The following is a 20,292-nucleotide window of genomic DNA, read 5'->3' as shown; positions in this document are numbered from 1 at the left end:
GTCGTCGGACGTAGACTGCGGCAGTGGGCGGGCAGCGGATGCCGCGCGAGAGGCTCTCACCGGCCGACGCGTCGAACATCGAGATCGACGCGCGCGATCAGGTGAACGCGTTCCTGATGGCGGGCGTGCTCGCGCCGGGGGGCGTGGTCGCCGCCGACGGAGCCCTCGACCTCGCGGCGCTCCGGACGGGATTCGCGGAGCGACTGCCGCGCGAACCGCGGCTGTCCCAGCGCGTGGTCCGTCGAGGGCGCGTGCTCGCCTGGGAGGACGTGAGGGTCGACCTCGACCGCCACGTCCGGGTGGTCGAGCCGGTCGACGGGGTCGCGGGGCTCGAGTCGCTCTGCGCCCGGCTCATGGTCACGCCGATGTCGACCGATCGCCCGCTGTGGGAGCTCCTCGTCGTCCCCGGCGTCGCACCGGACCGCGTGGGGATCGTGCTGCGGATCCACCACGCCATGGCGGACGGGATCGCGGCCGTGCGGCTCGTCGAGACCCTCCTGGATGCCGACGGCGCCGGCCGCGCGGCGTCCGGAACGCCTGCCGGACGACCGCCCGGACCGCGCGCCCGGCGAGGCTTCCCCGCGCGCGTGCGGAGCATCGCCTCCGGCGTCAGCCGCACGGCGTCGATGCTGCGCCGTGCGATACCGGCCACGCCCCTCCTCGGTCGAATCGGGCCGCATCGCGGCATCGCCTTCGTCGAGGCGCCGATCGGTCCGCTCGCGTCCGGTGCCCGAAGTCAGGGCGGCACCCTGAACGACGCGCTGCTCGCCGCAGTGGCCGCAGGGGCCGAGGCGGCACTGCGGGAACGCGGCGCCGTCGTGCCGCCCGCGCTGCCGGCGAGCGTTCCGGTCGCGCTCGGCGACCGCGGCCGGTCGGGCAATGCCGTCGGCGTCATGCTCGCACGGCTGCCGACGGGTGAAGCGGATGCGGCAACGCGGCTGCGGCGCATCGCCGAGCTCACCCGCGCGGGCAAGGACGACGCGCGGTCCCGCGGCACCCTCGAGCTCATCCGCACCCGTCTCGGCGCCCGCGTGTTCGCCAGCCTCGCACGGCACCAACGGCTGATCGCGATGTTCGTGACGAACGTGCCCGGCCCGCGGCATCCGCTCGCCATCGCCGGTGCGCCGCTCGAACGGGTCTGGCCGGTCGCCGCGATCCAGGGCAACGTGCGGCTCGGCGTCGCGGCGCTCTCGTACGACGGTGCGCTGCGGATCGCCGTGCACTGCGACGCGGACGCGGTGCCGGTGGAGGTCGTCGCGCGGACCCTGCGATCCGAGCTGGCCCGGATCGCCGCACTCGCCTGACGACCCGGCCGGCCGCACCGGGCGTCCGACCGGGTCCCTTCCCGCCCCTACGGGGGTCCAGGCGGCCTGCTCAGCGACGGAAGATCGCGCGCGCGATCGCGCCGATTCCGACGAGCAGCGCGATACCGGCCGCCGCGGCGAGGCCGAGCACCAGGGCCGGGTTCTCGCGGTACTTCTCCTCGATCCAGTCGGAGGCGTCCTCGAAGAGGTCCTCTGCGTCGTCGAGCGCCTCGACGGCGACGGCCTTCGCCTGGCTGGCCGCGTCGGAGACGACCGTGGCGACCTTCTCGGCGGCTTCCGTCGCGGCGGCGGTCAATTCCTCGACCGTGTCGGCGGCCTCGTCCGCAGCGCGGTCCGCAGCCGCCTTCGCGTCGTCGATGGCGGCCTCGACCCGGTCGTCGAGCGGTTCGTTCGTCGCATCCGTCATGGGTTCGGTCCCCTTCGGTCGAGTACGTGGTCGGGCCATCGTACGCGCGGCATGTTTCGGGCACGTGAGGCGAAGGGCCCGCGGCGTCGACGGATGCCGTGGGCCCGGTCCCTCACTCCGGCGACGTCTCGTCGTCCTCGTCGGAGGCCGCGGTGTCCATCGACGTCACGGGCTGCTTCGGGTCGGGCACGGCGTGGCCGGGCTCGCCGTACGAACCGGTCGCGCCCGGCGAGGCCCCGGCCACCTCGGTGCCGTCGGAGCCGCCCATTCCCGCGGCGCCCGCCGTATCGCTCATCGCCGCCCGCCGATCGCTCGCGCGATCGTGGCCAGCAGCACCACGCCGCCCACGGCCGCCGCGATGACGACGCCCGGTCGGCGGCGGTACTCCTCCTTGACCTTCTCGGTCCACTCGCCGGTCACGCGCTTCGCATCCTCGGTGAGGCGGTCGAGGTCAGCGTTCTCGGCGGCCTCCTTGAGTCGCGACGTCGCGTTCCGGGCGGCTTCCGCTGCGGCATCCGCTGCCTTTGCGATCGGCGTGCCCGAGGTGCCGCCGACCGAGTCGACGGCCTCGCGGTCGCCGCTGTCGCGGTCCTCGCCGGGGCCGGCCGGGGCGGCCGGGGCGGCCGTCGACGTGCTCGCCGAGGTCGTGCCGGCCGACTCGGCGCCGACCGGCGGGGTGGGCGGCATGGTGGTCGAGGTCGCGGCCCCGGTGGCCTCTCCGGCGTCGGTGCGTGTCGTCTTCTCGTCGCTCATGCTCGTCGCTCCTTCGGTCCGGGCGCCCCACGGGTCACGGGACGCCACGCAAGCAGTCTGACCCCGGAGCGGCGCGGGGTCGAGGGCGTTGACAGGCCGCGAGGCAGCGCCTACGGCAGGCGAAACCCCACGCCCGGGGGTGGTCGCCGGCGCCGAATCGGAGGATGATGCGCCACATGAACACCGTCGCGCAGGTGCTCGCCGCCCTGATGGCGCTGACGCTCATCGTGGTGGGCGTGCTCGAGACCTTCTTCTTCCGCAGCCCGGAGCTGTATCCGATCTTCCTCATCGAGCCGGGCGAGTACGACGCGGTGGCACTGTGGACCCGGAACGTCGGCGTCTACAACATCCTCATGGGCATCGCGATCGTGGTCGGCATCGTCCTCGTCCGGCGCGGGCAGGTCGCCGCAGGGCGCGCGCTGGTGCTCGCCTTCAGTGCGATGCACGTCGTGCTCGGGATCACCCTCGTGATCACCGCGCCCGAGCTCTGGCTGTCGGGGCTGTCCGAGGCCGGTCTCGCGCTCGCCGTGGTCATCGCGATCGTCGTCGGGGACCGGCGCCCCGCGCACACGGCCGCCGCGCCGTCGCGGACCTAGCCGAGCCCGGCGCGCTCCGCGAGCACCCCGCGGAGCACCTCGCGCGTCGCCTCGAGGCCGCGGTGCACCTCCTCGAAGCTCGTCGAGAGCGGCGCGAGGCCGATGCGCAACCCGCCGACGTCGCGGTAGTCCGGGATGACGTCGCGCTGCCAGAGCCGCGCGGTGACCTCGCGCATCGCGTCGTGCTGCAGGATCACGTGCCCTCCGCGCTCCTCGGCGTCGCGCGGGGAACCGACGGTCACGCCGAGGGGCGCGAGCCACTCGTCGGCGAGGTCGATCGCGTACGAGGTGAGCGCGATCGACTTGGCGCGGATCGCGGGCATGCCCGCGTCCTCGATCATGCTCAGCGTCTCGCGCATGGCGATCATCGCCGAGATCGGCGACGTGCCGCTGACGAAGCGACGGATGCCGTCCGCGGGCACGTACTCGGGCCCCATCGTGAACAGGTCGGCGGTGCCGAACCACCCCTGGATCGGCTGCCGCAGCACGCGGTGCAGGTCGTCGCGCACGTACGCGAACGCGGGGGAGCCGGGTCCGCCGTTGAGGTACTTGTACGTGCAGCCGACGGCGAGGTCGAAGTCCCAGCGGTCGGCGTGCACGGGCACCGAGCCGGCCGAGTGGCACAGGTCCCAGAGCACGAGTGCGCCCGCGTCGTGCGCGATGCGGGTGAGCTCCTGCGCGTCGGCGAGGTAGGCCGAGCGGTACGACACGTGGTTCAGCACCACGAGCGCGGTCTGCGGGCCGACGGCCCGGGCGAGCTGCTCGGAGGTGACGCCGCGGGTGAGGTCGACGTCGATCCACCGGAGGCGGCATCCGGTCTCGTTCGCGATGCCCTCGAGCACGTAGCGGTCGGTGGGGAAGTTGTCACGATCGACGACGATCTCGCGCCGCTCGGAGTCGCGCGCGAGCTGGGCGTCGACGGCGGCTCGCGCCAGCTTGTAGATGAGCACCGTGGTCGAGTCGCCGATGACGGTCTGGCCCGCCTTCGCCTCGATGACGGCGCGGCCGATCTGGTCGCCGATCTCGTACGGAAGCTGCAGCCACGACTCGTCCCAGCCGCGGATGAGGCGCCCGCCCCATTCATCGCGCATGAACGCCGTGACGCGGTCGATCGCCGTGGCCGGCGGCCGGCCCAGCGAGTTGCCGTCGAAGTAGACGAGGTCGGTGTCGGCGCCGACGAAGCGCTTGCGGTGGTGCGCGAGGCCGTCGGAGCGGTCCATGCGCCGGGCGTAGGCGAGCCGGGGGTCCATGATCAGCGGGGCTCCAGTTCCTCGGTGGGCACGATCTGCGCGGCGGCGAGCCACGCGGCCACCGCCTCGGGGTCGGCGAGGTCGGCGCCCGACGGCGCCGGGTCGGGCACGAACGTCGCGACGCCCGCGTCGGTCCAGCCGGCGGTGCGCTCGGGCCAGGGGTCGGCGAGCGCGGCGATGACGGCGGATGCCGCGAGCCCGGCCCGCACGAGCGCCGCGACCTCGTCGGGGTTCACGCCGGCCCGGAGGTCGCCGTTGCCGAGGTCGGTGCCGTAGAGCACGCGCCCGCCCGCGTCACGGAATCGTCGCACGTTGTCGATCGCGATCCCGGCGGCGGGTCCGCCGTCGCGGACGTGGATCGCGAGCGTCGAGATCCACGACTGCCCGGCCGCCGCGGCGCGGGCGATGAGCTCGTCGTCGAGCCGGTCGGTGAACGGGGCGTGCACGAGCACGTCGACGTCCGCCTCGATCGCGAGCTCGGCCATGCCGGGGCCCTCGGCGTGCGCGGCGACCGGCAGCCCGCGCGTGCGCGCCGCGGCGACGACCGCGTCGAGCGTGGGCCGGTCGAACACCGGCCCCGCGTCGGCGTTGAGCGCGATCTTGACGACGGATGCCCCGAACCGCCACTGCTCGTCGACGACCGCCTCGACGGGGCCGGCCAGCGCCTGGTGCTCGCGCTCGCGCGTGCGCTCCGCGGACGCATCGGCGTCGCCGTCGACGGACCGCAGTTCGCGCACGCTCCCCGCGGGGGCCCACGGCCGGTCGGAGGGGTACCCGCCCGGCGCGGTGAGGAACGCGCCCGCGTACCGGACGTGCGGCAGCCCCTCGGTGCGGGCGATGGTCGCGATGGCGCCCGGGTCGGCGCCGAGGTCGACGACGGCCGCGATCCCGCCCGCGACCGCGTCGTCCGGACGGACCAGCTGCAGGTGCACGTGGTGGTCGACGAGCGGCGGCAGCATCGTCCCGGTCTCGCCGGGGTGGTCGCCGTTCAGCGAGCGGCGTACGCGGCGGGCGAGCGGGCCGAGGGCAGAGGCGTCCGGGGCATCCGTCATGCGCGTCACCCGGGGATCTCGGTGCGCACGGCGTAGAGCTCGGGGAAGAACGTGAGCTCGAGTGCGCGCCTGAGGAACGGCGCGCCGCTGGACCCGCCCGTGCCCGTCTTCGAGCCGATGATGCGCTCGACGGTCTTGAGGTGCCGGAACCGCCAGAGCTGGAAGTTGTCCTCCAGGTCGACGAGCTCCTCGCAGGTCTCGTACGCCGACCAGTTGTGTTCGGGGTCGGCGTAGATCTGCGCGAACACGGGAACGAGCTCGGGCCGGAAGGTCCAGGCCTCGGTCACGTCGCGCTCGAGCACGTCGGCCGGGACGTCGTAGCCGGCGCGGGCGAGCAGCCGCAGGAACTCGTCGTACACGCTCGGCGACTCGAGCGCATGGCGCAGGATGGCGGTCGCCGCGGCATCCGCCTCGAAGACCTGCATCATCTTCGCGTTCTTGTTGCCGAGCACGAACTCGACCGCGCGGTACTGGTACGACTGGAAGCCGCTCGCGTTGCCGAGCACGCCCCGGAACTGCGCGTACTCGGTGGGGGTGAGCGTCGCGAGCACCGACCACTGCTCGGTCAGCGTCTTCTGGATGTGCTTCACGCGCGCGATGCACTTCAGGGCCGGTGCGAGCTCGTTGGCGCGCATCAGGTCGCGCGCGGTCTCGAGCTCGTGCAGCACCAGCTTCAGCCAGAGCTCGGTGGTCTGGTGCTGGATGATGAACAGCAGTTCGTCGTGGTGCTCGGGTCGCGAGATCGGCCGCTGCGCCGCCAGCAGGGTGTCGAGGTCGAGGTACCCGCCGTAGCTCATGCGGTCGCTGAAGTCGGTGACGACGGATGCCTCGATCCGCCGCGTGTTCGCCTCGACCTCGTCGTCGGCGGACTGCTCGTCGTGTGGTGCCACGCGGCCAGCCTAGCCAGCGGCCGGGGCGCTTCGTCAGGGCCCGTGGCCGCGCCCGCGTCCGGGACCCCGGACGCGGGCGGCGGTCGGGGGTATGGTCGCACGCATGGGCGAGACGTACCGCTTCACGAGCGAGGTGTACCGGTGGAGCGAGCGCGCGAGCGACTCGTGGTACTTCGTCGACGTGCCGCAGGAGGAGTCCGACGAGATCCGCGACCGTCCGCGCATGCCGCGCGGCTTCGGCTCGGTCCGCGTCGAGGCGACGATCGGCGGCACGACCTGGCGCACCTCGATCTTCCCGGGCAGGGAGCGATATGCGCTGCCGCTGAAGAGGGCCGTGCGCGACGCCGAGGACGTCGAGCCCGGGGAGCCAGTCGAGGTGGTCATCCGCACGCTGGAGTGAGCACGCGAGGCGCCGAGGGGCGGCGCAGCGGGTGGTCCCCCGAGCAGTGGGCTGCTCGCCACCCGCCGCACCGCGGCTCGCCGCAGGGGGCGAGGCATCCGCCGTTCGAATGAAGCGGAGGATGTCATCCGAATGATAGCGGGCCGCGAGGTGCGGTACCAAACCGGGATCTGCGGGCACAAGGACCCGAGCGCCGGTTCGGCACGCGCGTAGATTGGGTCCGTGGAACCGACCACGATGCGTAGGGACGCACGACGCAACCGCGAACGCCTGATCGCCGAGGCGAAGCGGCTCTTCGCCGAACGCGGCATCGACGCACCGCTCGACGAGCTCGCCAGTCGCGCCGAGGTCGGCGCAGGCACCCTGTACCGCCACTTCCCCTCGCGCGACGCGCTCATCCGCGCCCTGTACGACGACGGGGTCGCCGAGCTCCAGACGCACGCCGCCGACATCCTCGGCGCGGAGACCGGCTGGGCGGGCGTCGAGCGCTGGCTCGAGACCCTCTCCGGCTGGCTCGCCGAACGGCCATACGTGCCGGGCGTCCTGCGTCGGGTGGGCGAGCTCGAGCCGGGGCACAGCCCCGGGATGGAGTTCCAGTCCCTGCTCGACGGCATCGTCGAGCGGGCCCAGGCCGAGGGGTCGCTCCGGCCGGAGGTCACGGCGGTCGACCTCGCCGTCCTCGTCGACATGCTCGGTTCGCTCGGCCAGTACGGCGGGGCCTACCTGCCCTACTGGCGGCGGCAGCTCACGATCGTGCTCGACGGCCTCCGCGCGCGCCCGGACGCCACGCCGCTGCCGGGTGCGGCGCAGGACTTCGCGGCGTTCCACGACATGTCGCACCGCAAGCGCCCGGCCGACTGAGCGCCGGGCCGACTGAGCGCCGGGCCGACTGGGCGTCAGTGCGCCGCGCGCACCTCGACGAGGTTCGCCCACGGGTCGTCGAAGGCGATCGTGCGACCGTCGTCGCGGGCGGCGACGCGGTGGTGCGCCATCCGCTCGCCCAGTTCGCCGAGGTCGTCGGCGGTCGGCACCACGATCTCGACCTTGCCGAGGCCGAGTGCGAGCTGCCGGCGGCCCGCGCCGCGGCTCTTCCAGGTGTTCATCGCCATGTGGTGGTGGTAGCCGCCCGCCGAGACGAACAGCGCCTGGTCGCCGTAGGTCGCGGTCTGGTCGAAGCCGAGCCGGTTCACGTAGAACTCGCGGGCGCTCGCCACGTCGCCGACCGACAGGTGGACATGGCCGACGCCCGCGGTGCCGAGTCCGGTGCCGGATGCCGCGGCCTCGGCGGCACGCTCGGTGAGGTGCTCGCGCAGGTACCCGTTCGGGTCGAGGAAGACGGTCGCCATCTCGACGGTGCCGTGCGTCCACGACCACGTGGAGCGGTCGCGGTCGAAGTACAGCTCGACGCCGTTGCCCTCGGGGTCGTCGAAGTAGAACGCCTCGCTCACGAGATGGTCGGCGCTGCCGGTGAACGTGCCGGGGTACTTCGAGGCGACCGAGAACAGCGCCGTGGCGAGCGCCTCGCGCGAGTCGAAGAGGATCGCGGTGTGGAAGAGGCCCGCGCTGCGGGGCGACGCGTGCGTCAGCTCGGGCGCGTGCTCGAGGATCACCGCGGGCACGGCGCCACGGCCGAGCACGGCGACGGGCCCGTCGTGGCTGAGCAGCTCGAGCGTGACGCCGTCGCGGTAGTAGCGGATCATCGCATCGAGGTCGGCCACTCGCAGCGTGACGGGCCCCATGGCGGTGTCGGCGGCGAGGCGCTCGCGGGCGGCATCCGAATCAGTTGTAGTCACAACTAATTGTAACGTTCGTCGAGAGCATCCATTCCCGGCCGATGCCGACCCGGGACGAAAGGCCCGGCGGCTCGCGCGCGCCGCTCCGTAACGTGAGGGCGTCGCCGGGCGGAACCCGCGGGCGCACACGACGAGGGAGCGGTCATGGGAATGGACAACCTGATGCTGTACATCGCGACGTACGACGATGCCGCATCGGCGGCCGAGGACTACAGGAGCCTGCAGGCGGCGGGGGAGGCCGACCTGGAGGTCGTGTCGTCGGTCGTCATGCATCGCGACGCCGACGGGAAGGTCGCCGTTGACGAGCACGGCACCGGCCAGGTGTCCAGCGGGGCGCTGATCGGCGGTGCTGCGGGGCTCGTGGTCGGGCTCTTCGCCCCGCCGCTGCTGGCCGCGACCGCGGTCGGCGCCGGCATCGGGGCCGTCGCGGGCAAGATCGCCGAGCGACGCGAGGAGAAGAAGATCGGCGTCGATCTCGAGGAGGCGCTGCCGCCGGACTCATCGGCGATCGTCGCGATCATCGACGACAGGTACCTCGACCGCATCGACGCCGCACTCGACAAGTCGCTCCGGAAGGTGGAGAAGGCGATCGACAAGGACGACTACGAGGCGCTGCAGAAGGCGATCGACGAGGGCGGCGACCGGATCGCCAAGGCGATCGCGTCCTAGCCGCCCTGCACGGGCGCCGGCCGCCGCTACAGCCCCTGCGTGAGTCGCTCGACCAGCGCGCGGTAGCGCTCGGCCGTCTGCTCGACGATCTCCGCCGGCAGCGTGGGCGGGCGCACCTGGTCGGTCCGGTCCCAGTTCGCGGCCAGCCAGTCGCGCACGATCTGCTTGTCGAAGCTCGCCATGCGCACCTCGGGCGTGGGACCCGTCAGGTACGCCTCGAGGTCCCAGTACCGGCTGGAGTCGCTCGTCAGCACCTCGTCGGCGAGCGTCACGATGCCGAGCTCGCGGTCGGCGCCGAACTCGAACTTCGTGTCGGCGAGGATCAGCCCGCGCTCCTCCGCCACCTCCGACGCGTGCGCGAACACCTCGAGCGAGATCGCCCGGAGCTGCTCGGCGACCGTCTGGCCGACGAGTTCGACCGTGCGCTCGTACGTGATGTTCTCGTCGTGCTGGCCGAGTGGTGCCTTCCACGCCGGCGTGTAGATCGGCTCGGGCAGGCGATCGCCGTCGGCGAGCCCCTCGGGCAGGCGGATGCCGCCGATGCCGCCGGTCTCGACGTACTCCCGGTACCCGCTGCCCGTGAGGTACCCGCGCACGACGCACTCCACCGGGAACATGTCGAGCGTGCGGCACAGCATGGCGCGGTCGGCGACCGCGGCCGGGATCGGCGGCAGCTCGCGGTAGCGGTCGTCCTCCGCGTACGCGAGGTGGTTCGGCACCTCGGGCAGCCGGTCGAACCACCAGCGCGTGAGGGAGGTGAGCAGCGCTCCCTTGCCGGGGATCTCGGGTTCGAGGACCTCGTCGAACGCGCTCACGCGGTCGCTCGCGACGACGAGCACGACGGGGGAGAGCGAGAGCGGGTCGCCGGTCCACGTGTCGTCGTCGGTCATCAGGTCGGTGGGCACGTACAGGTCGCGCACCTTGCCCGAGTACACGAGGGTCCAGCCGGCGAGGTCGATCACGTGGGTCATGCCCGTCTCCTTCTCGTCACGGATGCCGCGGCCCTCCCGGACGCGGCGCGACAGCTCAGTCCGCGACCCGCGCGGCGATGTCGGTGCGGTACTGGCCGCCCTCGAGGCGCAGGTGCCCGAGCGCCTCGTACGCTCGGCGGCGCGCCTCGGCGAACCCGCCACCGACGGCGACCACGTTGAGCACGCGACCGCCGGTGGCGATCAGGTGCGGCTCGGCGTCGTCGGCGGTCGAGCCGACGGCGGTCGCGGCGTGGGCGATGTGCACGCCGGACACGGATGCCGCGGCCTCGAGCCCGTCGATGCGCCGGCCCGTCTCGGGCGACTCGGGGTAGCCCTCGCTCGCGAGGACCACGGTGACGGCGGCGTCCGGCCGGAACTGCGGACGCGGATGCTCGGCCAGTCGCCCGGTCGCGGCCGCGTAGAGCAACCCGGAGAGCGGGGTGGCCAGGCGCGGCAGCACGACCTGGGTCTCGGGGTCGCCGAAGCGCGCGTTGAACTCGATGACGCGGATGCCGCGACTCGTGATGATGAGCCCCGCGTAGAGCAGGCCGATGAACGGCGTCTGCTCCTCGTCGAGTCGGCGGATGGTGGGCAGGGCGACGGTCTCGATCACCTCGTCGACGAACGCCTGCTCGCTGCCGAACCGCTCGTCGAGCCAGGGCAGCGGCGAGTAGGCGCCCATGCCGCCCGTGTTCGGGCCCTCGTCGCCGTCGCGGAGCCGCTTGTAGTCCTGCGCGGGCGAGAGCGGCAGCACGTTCGAACCGTCTGAGAGCAGGAACAGCGAGACCTCCTGCCCGTCGAGGAACTCCTCGATGAGCACCGGCCCCTGCTGGAGGTAGTGCGCGGCGTGCGCGAGCGCGGCATCGCGGTCGTCGGTGACGAGCACGCCCTTGCCGGCAGCGAGCCCGTCGGCCTTGACCACGTACGGGGAGCCGATCGCGTCGAGCGCGGCGACGACCTTCGGCAGCGAGTCCACGAGCTCGGCGCGCCCGGTCGGGACGCCCGCGGCCTCCATGACGCGCTTCGCGAAGGTCTTCGAGCCCTCGAGCTGCGCGGCCGCCCGACCGGGGCCGAACGCAGCGATCCCGCGGGTGCGGAGGGCGTCGGCGACACCTGCGACGAGCGGGGCCTCGGGCCCGATGACGACGAGCTCGATGTCGTTGTCCATGGCGTAGTCGGCGACGACGACCGGGTCGGTCGGGTCGAGTGCGATGGTCTCGACGCTGCCGCGCGCCGACGACGTGGGGGATGCCGCGATGCCCGCGTTCCCGGGGGCGGCCACGATCTCGTGCCCCGCCTCCTCGTCGAGCAGGGCCAGGATGATGGCGTGCTCGCGCGCGCCCGAACCGAGGACGAGGATTCTCACCCCGTCAGGCTACCGGAGCGCCCCGGAGGCGGCACGGGCCGTGACGTGGGGGAGGATGGGGACATGGCACGCGCGAGGATCGGGGACGATGTCGGGAGAGCCGCCGTCGGGGTGGTCGTGAGGGTCGGCGGCGACGGGCTCGCTGCGGGCGAGGCGCCCGGCGTGGATCGCACGACGCTGGCGCTCGCGGTCCGGTACACGTTGCAGTTGCTGGCGGAGCAGGCGCCCGGCGGGTCGGTCGAGGTCCGCGTGCCGCCCCACGGCGCCGTGCAGTGCGTCGAGGGCCCGCGTCACACGCGCGGCACCCCGCCGAACGTCGTCGAGACGGATGCCGCGACGTGGCTCGCGCTCGCGACCGGCCGCCTCGACTGGGCCGGCGCCCGTGAGACCGGACGCGTGCACGCGTCCGGCCAGCGGGCCGACCTCACGGGCGCGGTGCCCGTGATCGACGGCGACCGCATCCGCTGAGCCCGCCCGTCCCCCGAGCAGGCGCGTGGGGGAGAATGGGACGGTGACCGATGCGCCGAACCGTCCCGAGCCGACCGACCCCGAGCCGTCCGCACCGGGGGAGCCGGCCGAGCCGGAGGCATCCGTCGACCGCGTCGATCAGGACGAGGCGCACGCCGACGCCCACCCGAAGGTCGAGCGAATGGACCTCGACCCCGACCAGCCGGGCGATCGCCTCGAGACCGAGGTGACGAGCGACGCCGTGACGGTGCGGCGCGCGCCGCGATACCCGGCGTTCATCCTCGCCGGGGTCGCGCTGGGCGTGCTCGTCGCCCTCGTGCTGACGTTCGCGTTCCCCGAGAACGCCGAGTTCGACCGCGGCCAGGTGTTCGGGTTCCTCCTGCTGTGGGCGGGCGCCATCGGCGCGACGCTCGGCGGCGTCGTCGCACTCGTCGTCGACCGCATGCTGGCCAAGCGGCGCCGCGAGGCGATGGCCGAGCACGAGGCCACGCACTACGTCGACGACGACCCCGCGCGCTGAGCCGGGCCCCGGGTGGCGCCCAGCAGCCGCTCGAACTCGGCCACGCTGCCTCCGGCGCGCTCGAGGTCGGCTCGACGGAGCACCGGGTGCCATGATCCGGCCGCGTCGCGCCCCAGCACGACCGGCAGGCCCGCCTCGGCGATGACCGCGAGCGCGGCGGCATCCGTCACCTCGTTCCGGTGCGCGAGCTCGAACGGCAGGTCGAGGCGGGCGACCAGGTCGTCCCACTCGGGCTTGCGGCGCCACGAGTGGGTGATGTCGCACAGCGCGCACTCGGCGCGGCCGAGCAGGTGCCCGACGACGTACGTGAGCTCGCCGACCAGTCCGCCGTCGGCGTCGTAGACGCCGAGGTACCCCGTGGGTGCTGCAGCGGATGACGCGGCGTCCGTCGGCTCGCTCATGCCCGCATCGTCGCAGCACACGCCGTGCGCGGGCTGTGGGGACGCCGTGGCGCGGCTGCGAGCCGTCAGCTGAGCTGCGTGCGCTCGACCCAGTCGAGGTACTCGGGCGTGACCGTGCCCGTGACGTACTCACCGGTGAAGCACGACAGGTCGAGCTCGCCGATGCCGGTGCCCTCGGTGATCGCGGCCTGCAGGTCCGCCACCTCCTGGTAGATCATGTGGTCGGCGTCGAGCTCGCGGGCGATCTCGGGGATCTTCTTGTCGTGCGCGATGAGCTCGGCGCGACTCGGCATGTTGATGCCGTAGACGTGCGGGTACCGCACGGGGGGCGCCGCCGAGGTGAAGGTGACCTTGTTCGCGCCGGCCGCGCGGGCCATCTCGACGATCTCCTTCGAGGTCGTGCCGCGCACGATCGAGTCGTCGACGATGAGGACGTTCTTGCCGCGGAACTCGGTGCCCATGGCATTGAGCTTCTGGCGAACCGACCGCTTGCGCTGCGCCTGCCCCGGCATGATGAACGTTCGGCCGACGTAGCGGTTCTTGTAGAAGCCCTCGCGGTACTCGATGCCGAGCTTCTGCGCGACCTGCATCGCTGCGGGACGCGACGAGTCGGGGATGGGCATGACGACGTCGATGTCGCCCTGGTCCATGTGCGTGGCGATCGTGTCGGCGAGGCGGTCGCCCATGCGCAGGCGCGCCTCGTAGACCGAGATGCCGTTCATGATCGAGTCGGGACGGGCCAGGTAGACGTACTCGAACGAGCACGGCACGAGACGCGGGTTCACGGCGCACTGGCGCGAGATCATCTCACCGTCGAGCGTGATGAAGATCGCCTCCCCGGGCTCGACGTCGCGGACGATCTCGTAGTCGCCGTTCTCGAGCACGAGCGACTCGGATGCCACGATCCACTCGTCCTTCCCCGCCTCGGTGGTCCGGCGACCGAGGATGAGCGGGCGGATGCCGAACGGGTCGCGGAACGCGAGGAGCCCGTAGCCGGCGATCATGGCGATGACCGCGTAGGAGCCCTCGACGCGTTCGTGCACGTGCGAGACGGCCGTGAAGACCTGGTCGGGGTCGAGCTCGAGGCCCGTGATCTGACCCTGCAGCTCGGTGGCGAGCACGTTGAGCAGCATCTCGGTGTCGCTCGTGGAGTTCACGTGGCGGCGGTCGATGCGGAACAGGTCGCCGGAGAGCTCGCGCGTGTTCGTGAGGTTGCCGTTGTGGACGAGGATGATGCCGTAGGGCGCGTTCACGTAGAACGGCTGCGCCTCCTCCTCGCGCTCGGCCGCGCCCTTGGTCGTGTAGCGCACGTGACCGAGTCCCATGTTGCCGATCAGCGACCGCATGTCGCGCGTGCGGAACGCCTCGCGCACCTGCCCCCGCTGCTTCGTCATGTGGAACACCGGCCCGTCGGCCGTCGCGATGCCCGTGGAGTCCTGTCCGCGGTGCTGCAGCAGGAGGAGGCTGTCGTAGATCTGCTGGTTGACGGGCTCGGTGGAGACGATGCCGACGATGCCGCACATGCGAGCGATGGCTCCTCGAAGGGGTGGGTGGGTGCGTCCGAGTTGGACGATCAATCCTCCCACACGCGCGCACGTGAGCCGGCTGGGTGGATGCCGCCGCTCACCTGAGCGGCACGGTCGGTCGGCGCGCGGCGGGCCCGCCGCGGCATCCGTTGCCCCAACCGCTGAGCGTAACCCGCCGAGGCGGCCCGGCGAACGGAAACTTCGGTTCCGTGCGGATGTTCGTCGTTCTCCACGAACGTGATCCGGTGGACTCCCCCGAACGGGGGGCATATGTCAGGCTTCCCGGCATTCGATCACCGCGGGCTCCGGCATCGACTTCGGGGGATACCGGCCGCCGGCCTGAAGAGAGGACCCATCGTCCATGAAGCTCACCTCGCTCCGCGCCGCCCTCACCGGCGCGGCACTCGTCGCGTGCGGCCTGCTGGCCGTGCCGACCGCGGCATCGGCCGCCCCGCCCGCCCCGCCCGCCCCGCCGCCCGGCGTCGACCAGCGCGCGGTGCCCGCCGCCGAGGCGGCCGCCGCGGCGACGTACTGGACGCCGGAACGGATGCGGTCGGCGACGCCCGCCGACGTGCTCCTCGCCGGCAGGTCGGCGTCGACCCCGGCGGCCGACGTCGCCGCGGGCGCGCCCGTGACCTACGGCAAGCCGTCGCGCGGGGGCGAGGCCGTCGAGCCGATGGCGGCGAGCGAGGCGGCGGTGTCCAACATCGGCAAGGTCTTCTTCACGCTGAACGGCCGCAACTACGTCTGCTCCGGCAACTCGGTGAGCGCGACCAACGGCAGCCTCGTCGCGACCGCGGCGCACTGCGTGCACGGCGGCAAGGGCAAGTACGCGACGAACTGGGTCTTCGTGCCCGCCTACGAGAACGGCAGCGCGCCCTACGGGCAGTGGACCGCCACGAAGCTCACCGCGCCGACGCAGTGGACCAAGCGGGGCGACATCACGTACGACACGGCGTTCGCCAAGGTCGGACTGCTCGGCGGCAAGACGCTCGCCTCGACCGTCGGGGCCTCGCCCATCGCCTTCAACCAGGTGCGCGGCCTGTCGTACGAGGCGTTCGGCTATCCGGCGGCGGCGCCGTTCGACGGGCAGACGCTCAAGTCGTGCGCGGGGACCGCGAGCCCGGACCCCTACGGCCAGACGCAGTCGCAGGGCATCCCCTGCGACATGACCGGCGGCTCGTCGGGCGGTCCGTGGTTCCTGTCGTCGGGCGCACAGAACTCGGTGAACAGCTTCGGCTACAACAACATCCCGAACGTGATGTTCGGGCCGTACTACGGCTCGGTCGCGCAGACCACGTACGCGACGGCCGCGGCGTCCTGACCCGCTGACCCGGAGCGCCCCGCACACTCGTCGGTGCGGGGCGCTCCGTCGTGTTCGAGATCGAGTCTTGCTTTCGTACTTTGTTTAGTCGTAAATTTAGGGACACCCACCACGGGGACCCCGCTCCGACACAGAGGCATCGATGGCGATCCACTCCACCAACCGCACCGACGTCAACCGTTCCGCGATCCTGGCGCGACTCGGTGCCGACGGCCCCGCATCGCGCGCCGACCTCGCCCGGGTGCTCGCCGTCTCACCGGCGCTCATCACGCAGCTCGTGAAGGACCTCATCGCCGACGGGCTCCTCGTCGAGCTCGAGCAGGCGCCCTCCAACGGCGGCCGCCCCGCGCGCATGCTCGGGCTTGCGGCCTCGGCCGGCCGTGCGATCGGCGTGAAGGTCGTCGCCGACCACGTCGCGTTCGTCGAGGTCGGCATCGATGGCCGGGTGCTCCGGGAGGCGAGCGAACCGTTCGACGCGACCACGAGCACGTTCATCGCCGACCTCGTCGAGCACATCCGCACGTTCATCGCCTCCGGCGAGGACGTCACACTCCTCGGCCTGGGCGTCGGCGTGCCCGGCAGCGTCGACGAGCCCGGCAACGGCGTCGTCGAGTCGGCCCAGCTCGGCTGGAGCGGCGTCGAACTCGGCGATGCGCTCCGCCGCGCGATCGGCCTGCCCGTCATCGTCGAGAACAACGTCAACGCGCTCGCCGTCGCCGAGCGGCTCTTCGGGCTGGGGCGATCGCACCGCAACTTCCTCGTGGTCACCATCGGCACGGGCGTCGGCGCCGGCATCATCGTCGACGGCAGCGTCCTCCGCGCGGCATCCGGCGGCGCCGGCGAGATCGGCCACATCCCAGTCGACGACGACGGGCCGCGCTGCAGCTGCGGCAACGACGGATGCCTCGAGGCGTACATCGGCGAGGCAGCGCTCGTGGAGCGGGCGCGCGCCGGAGGCGTGATCGGCGCGGACGACGGGATCGACGCGTTGCTGCGCGCCGCCCAGTCCGGCGACGAGCGCGCCGTTGCCGTGTACCGCGAGGCCGGCCGGCTGCTCGGGCGCACGCTCGCCGGCGTCGTGCACACGATCGACCCCGCGTTCGTCGTCGTGCTCGGCGAGGGGACGACCGCGTGGCGATTCTGGTCGGTCGGCTTCGAGCCGGCCTTCCGCTCCCACCTGCTGCGACACCGCCGCAGCCTGCCCGTCGAGGTCGAGACCTGGCAGGACGCGAGCTGGGCGCAGGGCGCCGCCGCCCTCGTGCTCGCCACGCCGTTCGACGCGGCCGGGGCAGGCGACCAGGGGCGGCTCATCCGGGCGAGGCTCGTCGGCCAGGTGGTGCGACCGTGACCGCGCTGATCGGAGACGCGGCAGCCGAGGTCGCCGCGGGCGGCCCCGAGCCGGCCCCGTCGACGCGCGCGCCGCGCGCTCGCGGCCGGCGCTCGCGCGGCATCCGCTACGCCCTCACCGTGCTCGCCTTCCTGTTGCCCAGTGCCATTCCGCTGGCGCTGTTCGTGCTCGGGCCGATGGTGGCCGCGGCATGGATCAGCCTGACCGAGTGGAACCTGCTCGCACCCGCGCAGTGGGTCGGGTTCGAGAACTACGCGACCCTGCTCACCGACCCCGAGACGGCCGACGTGTTCCTCCACACGGCGTACTACATCGTCGGCTACCTGCCCATCGTCTACGTCGGCGGGCTCGCGATCGCCCTCGCGCTGAACACCGCGCTCAGGGGCCGGACCGTGCTCCGCGGCATCTACTTCCTCCCGGTCGTCACCAGCTGGATCGTCGTCGCGCTCGTCTGGCGCTGGCTCCTGAACCCGTCGAACGGCGTCGTGAACACGGTGCTCGCGTTCTTCGGCATCGACGGGCCCGGCTGGTGGACCGACCCGGCGTGGGCGATGCCCTCGATCATCCTCGCCTCGGCGTGGAAGGACCTCGGCTTCGTCATGGTGATCCTGCTCGCGGGGCTCCAGGCGATCGACCCCGAGCTGCTCGACGCCGCGCGCGTCGACGGAGCCGGATGGTGGCGCCGCCTGGTCTCGATCACGCTGCCGCTGCTCTCACCCGCGACCTTCTTCGTGATCGTCATCTCGCTCATCAACGGTTTCCAGGTCTTCGACCAGGTGTACGCGATGACCGGCGGCGGACCGGGCGGCGCGACGCAGGTCGTCGTGCAGCAGATCTACGACCTGACGTTCCGGTACGGGCAGGCCGGCGAGGCGTCCGCGCTGTCGTGGCTGCTCTTCGTCGTGATCCTCGCCGTGACGGTCGTCCAGATCCGCGGTCAGCGGAAGTGGGTCAACTATGGCTGAGACGACCCTCGCACCGTCGACGGCGCAGGCGCGCGGCATCCGTCGTCGCACCGACGCCGCGCGCGCCGCGCGGGCCCGGAGCGTCGTGCTGCACGTCGTGATCGTGCTCGGCGCACTGGCGATGTTCTTCCCGTTCTACTGGACGCTCGTGACCTCGCTGAGCCCCGGCGCCGGCCTCGGCACCACGCCGGAGCTCGTCCCCGCCGACCCGGGCCTCGACGCGTACCGACGGCTGTTCGCCGAACTTCCGTTCGCCCGCGTCATCGGCAACAGCCTGCTGCTCGCGACCATCACCACCATCGCCCAGCTGTTCACGAGCGCCACGGCCGCCTACGCGTTCAGCAGGCTGCCGTTCCGCGGGCGATCGGTCGTCTTCGCGATCTACCTCGCGACGATGATGATCCCGCTGCAGGTGCTCGTCGTGCCGCTGTTCGCCGAGCTCCGCGCGCTGGGACTCGTCGACACCTATCTCGGCGCGCTGCTGCCGACGTTCGCGGCGGCGTTCGGCGTGTTCCTCCTGCGCCAGGCGATGAACCAGGTCCCCTACGAACTCGACGAGGCGGCCGCGATCGACGGAGCCGGACACTTCCGGATCTTCTGGACGGTGGTGCTGCCGAACATCCGGCCCGCGCTGGCGACCCTGGCGGTCTTCGCGTTCATGGGCAGCTGGAACAGCTTCCTCTGGCCGCTCGTCGTGCTCCGCTCGCCCGAGCTGCAGACCCTGCCCGTCGCCCTCGCCGGCCTGCAGGGCCAGTACACCACCCAGTGGGACATCGTCATGGCCGGCTCGGTCGTCAGCATCCTGCCCATGCTCGCCCTCTACCTCTTCGCCCAGAAGTACGTCATCCAGGGAGTCGCGAACACCGGCCTCAAGTGAGCCGGCGACTCCGATCGAACCCGAACACCCCCAACCCACCACCCACGCCTCATCCGATCGAAGGAGATACGCATCATGAGGACCACAGCACTGACCGGCCTCGGCATCGCCGCCGTGGCCGCCCTCGCCCTGAGCGGCTGCGCCGCGGGTGACACCGGGGGCGAGGCCGACGGCCCCGTCACCATCACGTACACGAACTTCATCTCGAACGACGGCAACGAGGAGAACCTCCAGGCGATCGTCGACGCGTTCGAGGAGGAGAACCCCGACATCACGGTCGAGGTCACCACGCTGCCCTACGCCGACTACGGCACCGCGTTGCAGACCGACCTCGCTGCCGGCACGGTGTCGGACGTCTTCGACATCGAGTACGCCAACTACGCGCAGTACCAGGCGAACGGCGTGCTCGCCGAGCTCGCCGTGGAGGACCCGGGCGCGTATCGCGAGAGCGTGCTCGAGGCCTATCAGACCGACGGCACGCAGTACGCCCTGCCGAGCTCGTTCTCGACCGTCGTCCTCTTCTACAACCGCGACCTGTTCGACGCCGCGGGCCTCGAGTACCCGGCCGACGGGTGGACCTGGGCGGACGAGCAGGACGCGGCCGAGCAGCTCACGGACGCAGCCGCCGGGCAGTGGGGCTCCCACCAGCCCGTGAGCTTCTACGAGTACTACAAGGTGCTCGAGCAGAACGGCGGCACGTTCCTGAACGATGACGGCACCGCCGTGGCGTTCAACACGCCCGAGGGCGTCGAAGCCGCCGAGTGGCTCGTCGGGAAGAGCGGCACCGTGATGCCGACGATCGAGGACGGGCAGGGCACGCCCGACTTCGACACCAACCTGTTCCTCGACGGCAAGCTCGCGATGCTCCACACCGGCATCTGGATGTTCGGCGCCTTCGCCGACGCGCCGTTCGGCTGGGACATCGCGGTCGAGCCGGGCAACACCCAGCAGGCCAGCGCGCTGTTCTCGAATGCGGTCGGCGTCTCCGCGGGATCGGAGCATCAGGAGGCCGCGGCGACGTTCGCCGAGTTCCTCACCTCGAGCGACGTGATGGTCGAGACCCGCCTCGACGCCGGCTGGGAGCTCCCGGCCACCTCGGACGAGGCCGCGCTCGAGAGCTACCTCACCCTCGGCGACCCGGAGAACCGGCAGGCGGTGTTCGACTCGCTCGAGCAGGTCGCCCTCCCGCCGGTCGTCGCCGAGGGCCAGCAGGAGATGCAGGACATCATGACCGAGGAGCTCGTCGAGGCGCAGGCCGGTCGCAAGACCGTGCAGGAGGCGCTCGACTCCGCCGAGGAGCGCATCAACGCCGCCATCGGCGGCTGAGTGCGGGCCCTCCCGCAACACGGGGCCGGGCGCCCTCGCGCCCGGCCCCTCCGACTCCACCACGCA

The 20,292-nt window shown here is 72.3% G+C and carries 23 protein-coding genes; 12 read left to right on the top strand and 11 right to left on the bottom strand.

Translation table 11 applies throughout. The features are described from left to right. Positions 1-23 precede the first annotated feature (23 nt). Positions 24-1,304, top strand: a complete 1,281-nt coding sequence (locus ACULK4_RS16190) for a wax ester/triacylglycerol synthase domain-containing protein (protein ID WP_445963417.1) — start codon at positions 24-26, stop codon at positions 1,302-1,304. A 70-nt stretch (positions 1,305-1,374) separates the two neighbouring features. Here the strand turns inward: ACULK4_RS16190 and ACULK4_RS16185 are convergent, their stop codons facing one another. The 3 genes from ACULK4_RS16185 to ACULK4_RS16175 form a co-directional block, all read right to left on the bottom strand. Beyond that, positions 1,375-1,731, bottom strand: a complete 357-nt coding sequence (locus ACULK4_RS16185; RefSeq protein WP_445963416.1) for a hypothetical protein — start codon at positions 1,729-1,731, stop codon at positions 1,375-1,377. 112 nt (positions 1,732-1,843) lie between these two features. After that, a complete protein-coding gene (locus ACULK4_RS16180) occupies positions 1,844-2,026 on the bottom strand; it encodes a hypothetical protein (RefSeq protein ID WP_445963415.1) in 183 nt (60 codons plus the stop codon). Then, positions 2,023-2,484, bottom strand: a complete 462-nt coding sequence (locus ACULK4_RS16175) for a hypothetical protein (protein WP_445963414.1) — start codon at positions 2,482-2,484, stop codon at positions 2,023-2,025. Before ACULK4_RS16175 ends, ACULK4_RS16180 begins: the two co-directional genes overlap by 4 nt. 176 nt (positions 2,485-2,660) lie before the next feature. Here ACULK4_RS16175 and ACULK4_RS16170 point away from each other — a divergent pair, with 176 nt between their 5' ends. Beyond that, positions 2,661-3,080 carry a DUF1304 family protein gene (locus tag ACULK4_RS16170; RefSeq protein WP_445963413.1) on the top strand — a complete coding sequence of 140 codons (420 nt, stop codon included), beginning with the start codon at positions 2,661-2,663 and terminating at the stop codon, positions 3,078-3,080. On the opposite strand, the gene ACULK4_RS16165 is transcribed toward ACULK4_RS16170, so the two are convergent. Genes ACULK4_RS16165 through kynA form a run of 3 tightly spaced genes read right to left on the bottom strand, consistent with a single transcriptional unit; the run spans position 3,077 to position 6,272 of the window. Then, positions 3,077-4,300, bottom strand: coding sequence for a kynureninase (locus ACULK4_RS16165; RefSeq protein WP_445963412.1), 1,224 nt, complete (start codon positions 4,298-4,300; stop codon positions 3,077-3,079). The genes ACULK4_RS16170 and ACULK4_RS16165 overlap by 4 nt on opposite strands. A gap of 32 nt (positions 4,301-4,332) precedes the next feature. Further along, the gene (locus ACULK4_RS16160) at positions 4,333-5,382 is read right to left on the bottom strand and encodes an amidohydrolase family protein (RefSeq protein ID WP_445963411.1); all 1,050 of its coding nucleotides are present in this window, start codon (positions 5,380-5,382) and stop codon (positions 4,333-4,335) included. Positions 5,383-5,387: 5 nt separating this feature from the next. Beyond that, a complete protein-coding gene (gene kynA, locus ACULK4_RS16155; protein ID WP_445963410.1) occupies positions 5,388-6,272 on the bottom strand; it encodes a tryptophan 2,3-dioxygenase in 885 nt (294 codons plus the stop codon). A gap of 103 nt (positions 6,273-6,375) precedes the next feature. On the opposite strand from kynA, the gene ACULK4_RS16150 reads away from it, so the two are divergent. Both ACULK4_RS16150 and ACULK4_RS16145 read left to right on the top strand, forming a co-directional pair. Then, positions 6,376-6,672: a DUF1905 domain-containing protein gene (locus ACULK4_RS16150; protein WP_445963409.1), complete on the top strand. Its 297-nt coding sequence runs from the start codon at positions 6,376-6,378 to the stop codon at positions 6,670-6,672. A gap of 222 nt (positions 6,673-6,894) precedes the next feature. Next, positions 6,895-7,533: a TetR/AcrR family transcriptional regulator gene (locus ACULK4_RS16145; protein ID WP_445963408.1), complete on the top strand. Its 639-nt coding sequence runs from the start codon at positions 6,895-6,897 to the stop codon at positions 7,531-7,533. 35 nt (positions 7,534-7,568) lie between these two features. Here ACULK4_RS16145 and ACULK4_RS16140 read toward each other — a convergent pair whose 3' ends face one another. Then, complete coding sequence (locus ACULK4_RS16140; protein WP_445964133.1) at positions 7,569-8,411, bottom strand: VOC family protein; 843 nt, start codon at positions 8,409-8,411, stop codon at positions 7,569-7,571. A gap of 198 nt (positions 8,412-8,609) precedes the next feature. Here ACULK4_RS16140 and ACULK4_RS16135 point away from each other — a divergent pair, with 198 nt between their 5' ends. Next, positions 8,610-9,134 (top strand): DUF1269 domain-containing protein, encoded by a 525-nt coding sequence (locus ACULK4_RS16135; RefSeq protein ID WP_445963407.1) that lies wholly within the window; start codon positions 8,610-8,612, stop codon positions 9,132-9,134. A gap of 26 nt (positions 9,135-9,160) precedes the next feature. Here the strand turns inward: ACULK4_RS16135 and ACULK4_RS16130 are convergent, their stop codons facing one another. Beyond that, positions 9,161-10,105: a phosphoribosylaminoimidazolesuccinocarboxamide synthase gene (locus ACULK4_RS16130; RefSeq protein ID WP_445963406.1), complete on the bottom strand. Its 945-nt coding sequence runs from the start codon at positions 10,103-10,105 to the stop codon at positions 9,161-9,163. Between the two features lie 55 nt (positions 10,106-10,160). Further along, a complete protein-coding gene (purD, locus tag ACULK4_RS16125) occupies positions 10,161-11,471 on the bottom strand; it encodes a phosphoribosylamine--glycine ligase (protein ID WP_445963405.1) in 1,311 nt (436 codons plus the stop codon). Positions 11,472-11,534: 63 nt separating this feature from the next. Here purD and ACULK4_RS16120 point away from each other — a divergent pair, with 63 nt between their 5' ends. Then, the gene (locus ACULK4_RS16120) at positions 11,535-11,939 is read left to right on the top strand and encodes a sterol carrier family protein (RefSeq protein ID WP_445963404.1); all 405 of its coding nucleotides are present in this window, start codon (positions 11,535-11,537) and stop codon (positions 11,937-11,939) included. 43 nt (positions 11,940-11,982) lie between these two features. Further along, positions 11,983-12,459 (top strand): hypothetical protein, encoded by a 477-nt coding sequence (locus ACULK4_RS16115; protein ID WP_445963403.1) that lies wholly within the window; start codon positions 11,983-11,985, stop codon positions 12,457-12,459. Here ACULK4_RS16115 and ACULK4_RS16110 read toward each other — a convergent pair. Continuing rightward, positions 12,432-12,860: a hypothetical protein gene (locus tag ACULK4_RS16110; protein ID WP_445963402.1), complete on the bottom strand. Its 429-nt coding sequence runs from the start codon at positions 12,858-12,860 to the stop codon at positions 12,432-12,434. The genes ACULK4_RS16115 and ACULK4_RS16110 overlap by 28 nt on opposite strands. Before the next feature lie 65 nt (positions 12,861-12,925). Further along, positions 12,926-14,383, bottom strand: coding sequence for an amidophosphoribosyltransferase (purF, locus tag ACULK4_RS16105; protein ID WP_445963401.1), 1,458 nt, complete (start codon positions 14,381-14,383; stop codon positions 12,926-12,928). Between the two features lie 364 nt (positions 14,384-14,747). Here purF and ACULK4_RS16100 point away from each other — a divergent pair, with 364 nt between their 5' ends. The 5 genes from ACULK4_RS16100 to ACULK4_RS16080 all read left to right on the top strand — a co-directional run bounded on the left by ACULK4_RS16100 (position 14,748) and on the right by ACULK4_RS16080 (position 20,226). Further along, a complete protein-coding gene (locus ACULK4_RS16100) occupies positions 14,748-15,710 on the top strand; it encodes a trypsin-like serine peptidase (protein ID WP_445963400.1) in 963 nt (320 codons plus the stop codon). A gap of 142 nt (positions 15,711-15,852) precedes the next feature. After that, complete coding sequence (locus ACULK4_RS16095) at positions 15,853-17,058, top strand: ROK family protein (protein ID WP_445963399.1); 1,206 nt, start codon at positions 15,853-15,855, stop codon at positions 17,056-17,058. After that, positions 17,055-18,023, top strand: a complete 969-nt coding sequence (locus tag ACULK4_RS16090) for a carbohydrate ABC transporter permease (RefSeq protein WP_445963398.1) — start codon at positions 17,055-17,057, stop codon at positions 18,021-18,023. Before ACULK4_RS16095 ends, ACULK4_RS16090 begins: the two co-directional genes overlap by 4 nt. After that, positions 18,016-18,900, top strand: coding sequence for a carbohydrate ABC transporter permease (locus tag ACULK4_RS16085; RefSeq protein ID WP_445963397.1), 885 nt, complete (start codon positions 18,016-18,018; stop codon positions 18,898-18,900). The genes ACULK4_RS16090 and ACULK4_RS16085 overlap by 8 nt, the downstream gene beginning before the upstream one ends. A 75-nt stretch (positions 18,901-18,975) precedes the next feature. After that, a complete protein-coding gene (locus ACULK4_RS16080; protein ID WP_445963396.1) occupies positions 18,976-20,226 on the top strand; it encodes an ABC transporter substrate-binding protein in 1,251 nt (416 codons plus the stop codon). Positions 20,227-20,292: the final 66 nt, after the last annotated feature.

The organism is Agromyces selenitireducens, assembly GCF_052748465.2.
This window is presented reverse-complemented; position numbering and strand designations above follow the sequence as displayed.

Bases quoted from the DNA above. Each gene is read 5' to 3' on its own strand.
- ACULK4_RS16185 (WP_445963416.1), bottom strand. From the start codon at position 1,731: ATGACGGATGCGACGAACGAACCGCTCGACGACCGGGTCGAGGCCGCC.
- ACULK4_RS16180 (WP_445963415.1), bottom strand. From the start codon at position 2,026: ATGAGCGATACGGCGGGCGCCGCGGGAATGGGCGGCTCCGACGGCACC.
- ACULK4_RS16175 (WP_445963414.1), bottom strand. From the start codon at position 2,484: ATGAGCGACGAGAAGACGACACGCACCGACGCCGGAGAGGCCACCGGG.
- ACULK4_RS16170 (WP_445963413.1), top strand. From the start codon at position 2,661: ATGAACACCGTCGCGCAGGTGCTCGCCGCCCTGATGGCGCTGACGCTC.
- ACULK4_RS16165 (WP_445963412.1), bottom strand. From the start codon at position 4,300: ATGGACCGCTCCGACGGCCTCGCGCACCACCGCAAGCGCTTCGTCGGC.
- ACULK4_RS16160 (WP_445963411.1), bottom strand. From the start codon at position 5,382: ATGACGGATGCCCCGGACGCCTCTGCCCTCGGCCCGCTCGCCCGCCGC.
- ACULK4_RS16150 (WP_445963409.1), top strand. From the start codon at position 6,376: ATGGGCGAGACGTACCGCTTCACGAGCGAGGTGTACCGGTGGAGCGAG.
- ACULK4_RS16140 (WP_445964133.1), bottom strand. From the start codon at position 8,411: ATGGGGCCCGTCACGCTGCGAGTGGCCGACCTCGATGCGATGATCCGC.
- ACULK4_RS16135 (WP_445963407.1), top strand. From the start codon at position 8,610: ATGGGAATGGACAACCTGATGCTGTACATCGCGACGTACGACGATGCC.
- ACULK4_RS16130 (WP_445963406.1), bottom strand. From the start codon at position 10,105: ATGACCCACGTGATCGACCTCGCCGGCTGGACCCTCGTGTACTCGGGC.
- ACULK4_RS16120 (WP_445963404.1), top strand. From the start codon at position 11,535: ATGGCACGCGCGAGGATCGGGGACGATGTCGGGAGAGCCGCCGTCGGG.
- ACULK4_RS16110 (WP_445963402.1), bottom strand. From the start codon at position 12,860: ATGAGCGAGCCGACGGACGCCGCGTCATCCGCTGCAGCACCCACGGGG.
- purF (WP_445963401.1), bottom strand. From the start codon at position 14,383: ATGTGCGGCATCGTCGGCATCGTCTCCACCGAGCCCGTCAACCAGCAG.
- ACULK4_RS16100 (WP_445963400.1), top strand. From the start codon at position 14,748: ATGAAGCTCACCTCGCTCCGCGCCGCCCTCACCGGCGCGGCACTCGTC.
- ACULK4_RS16095 (WP_445963399.1), top strand. From the start codon at position 15,853: ATGGCGATCCACTCCACCAACCGCACCGACGTCAACCGTTCCGCGATC.
- ACULK4_RS16085 (WP_445963397.1), top strand. From the start codon at position 18,016: ATGGCTGAGACGACCCTCGCACCGTCGACGGCGCAGGCGCGCGGCATC.
- ACULK4_RS16080 (WP_445963396.1), top strand. From the start codon at position 18,976: ATGAGGACCACAGCACTGACCGGCCTCGGCATCGCCGCCGTGGCCGCC.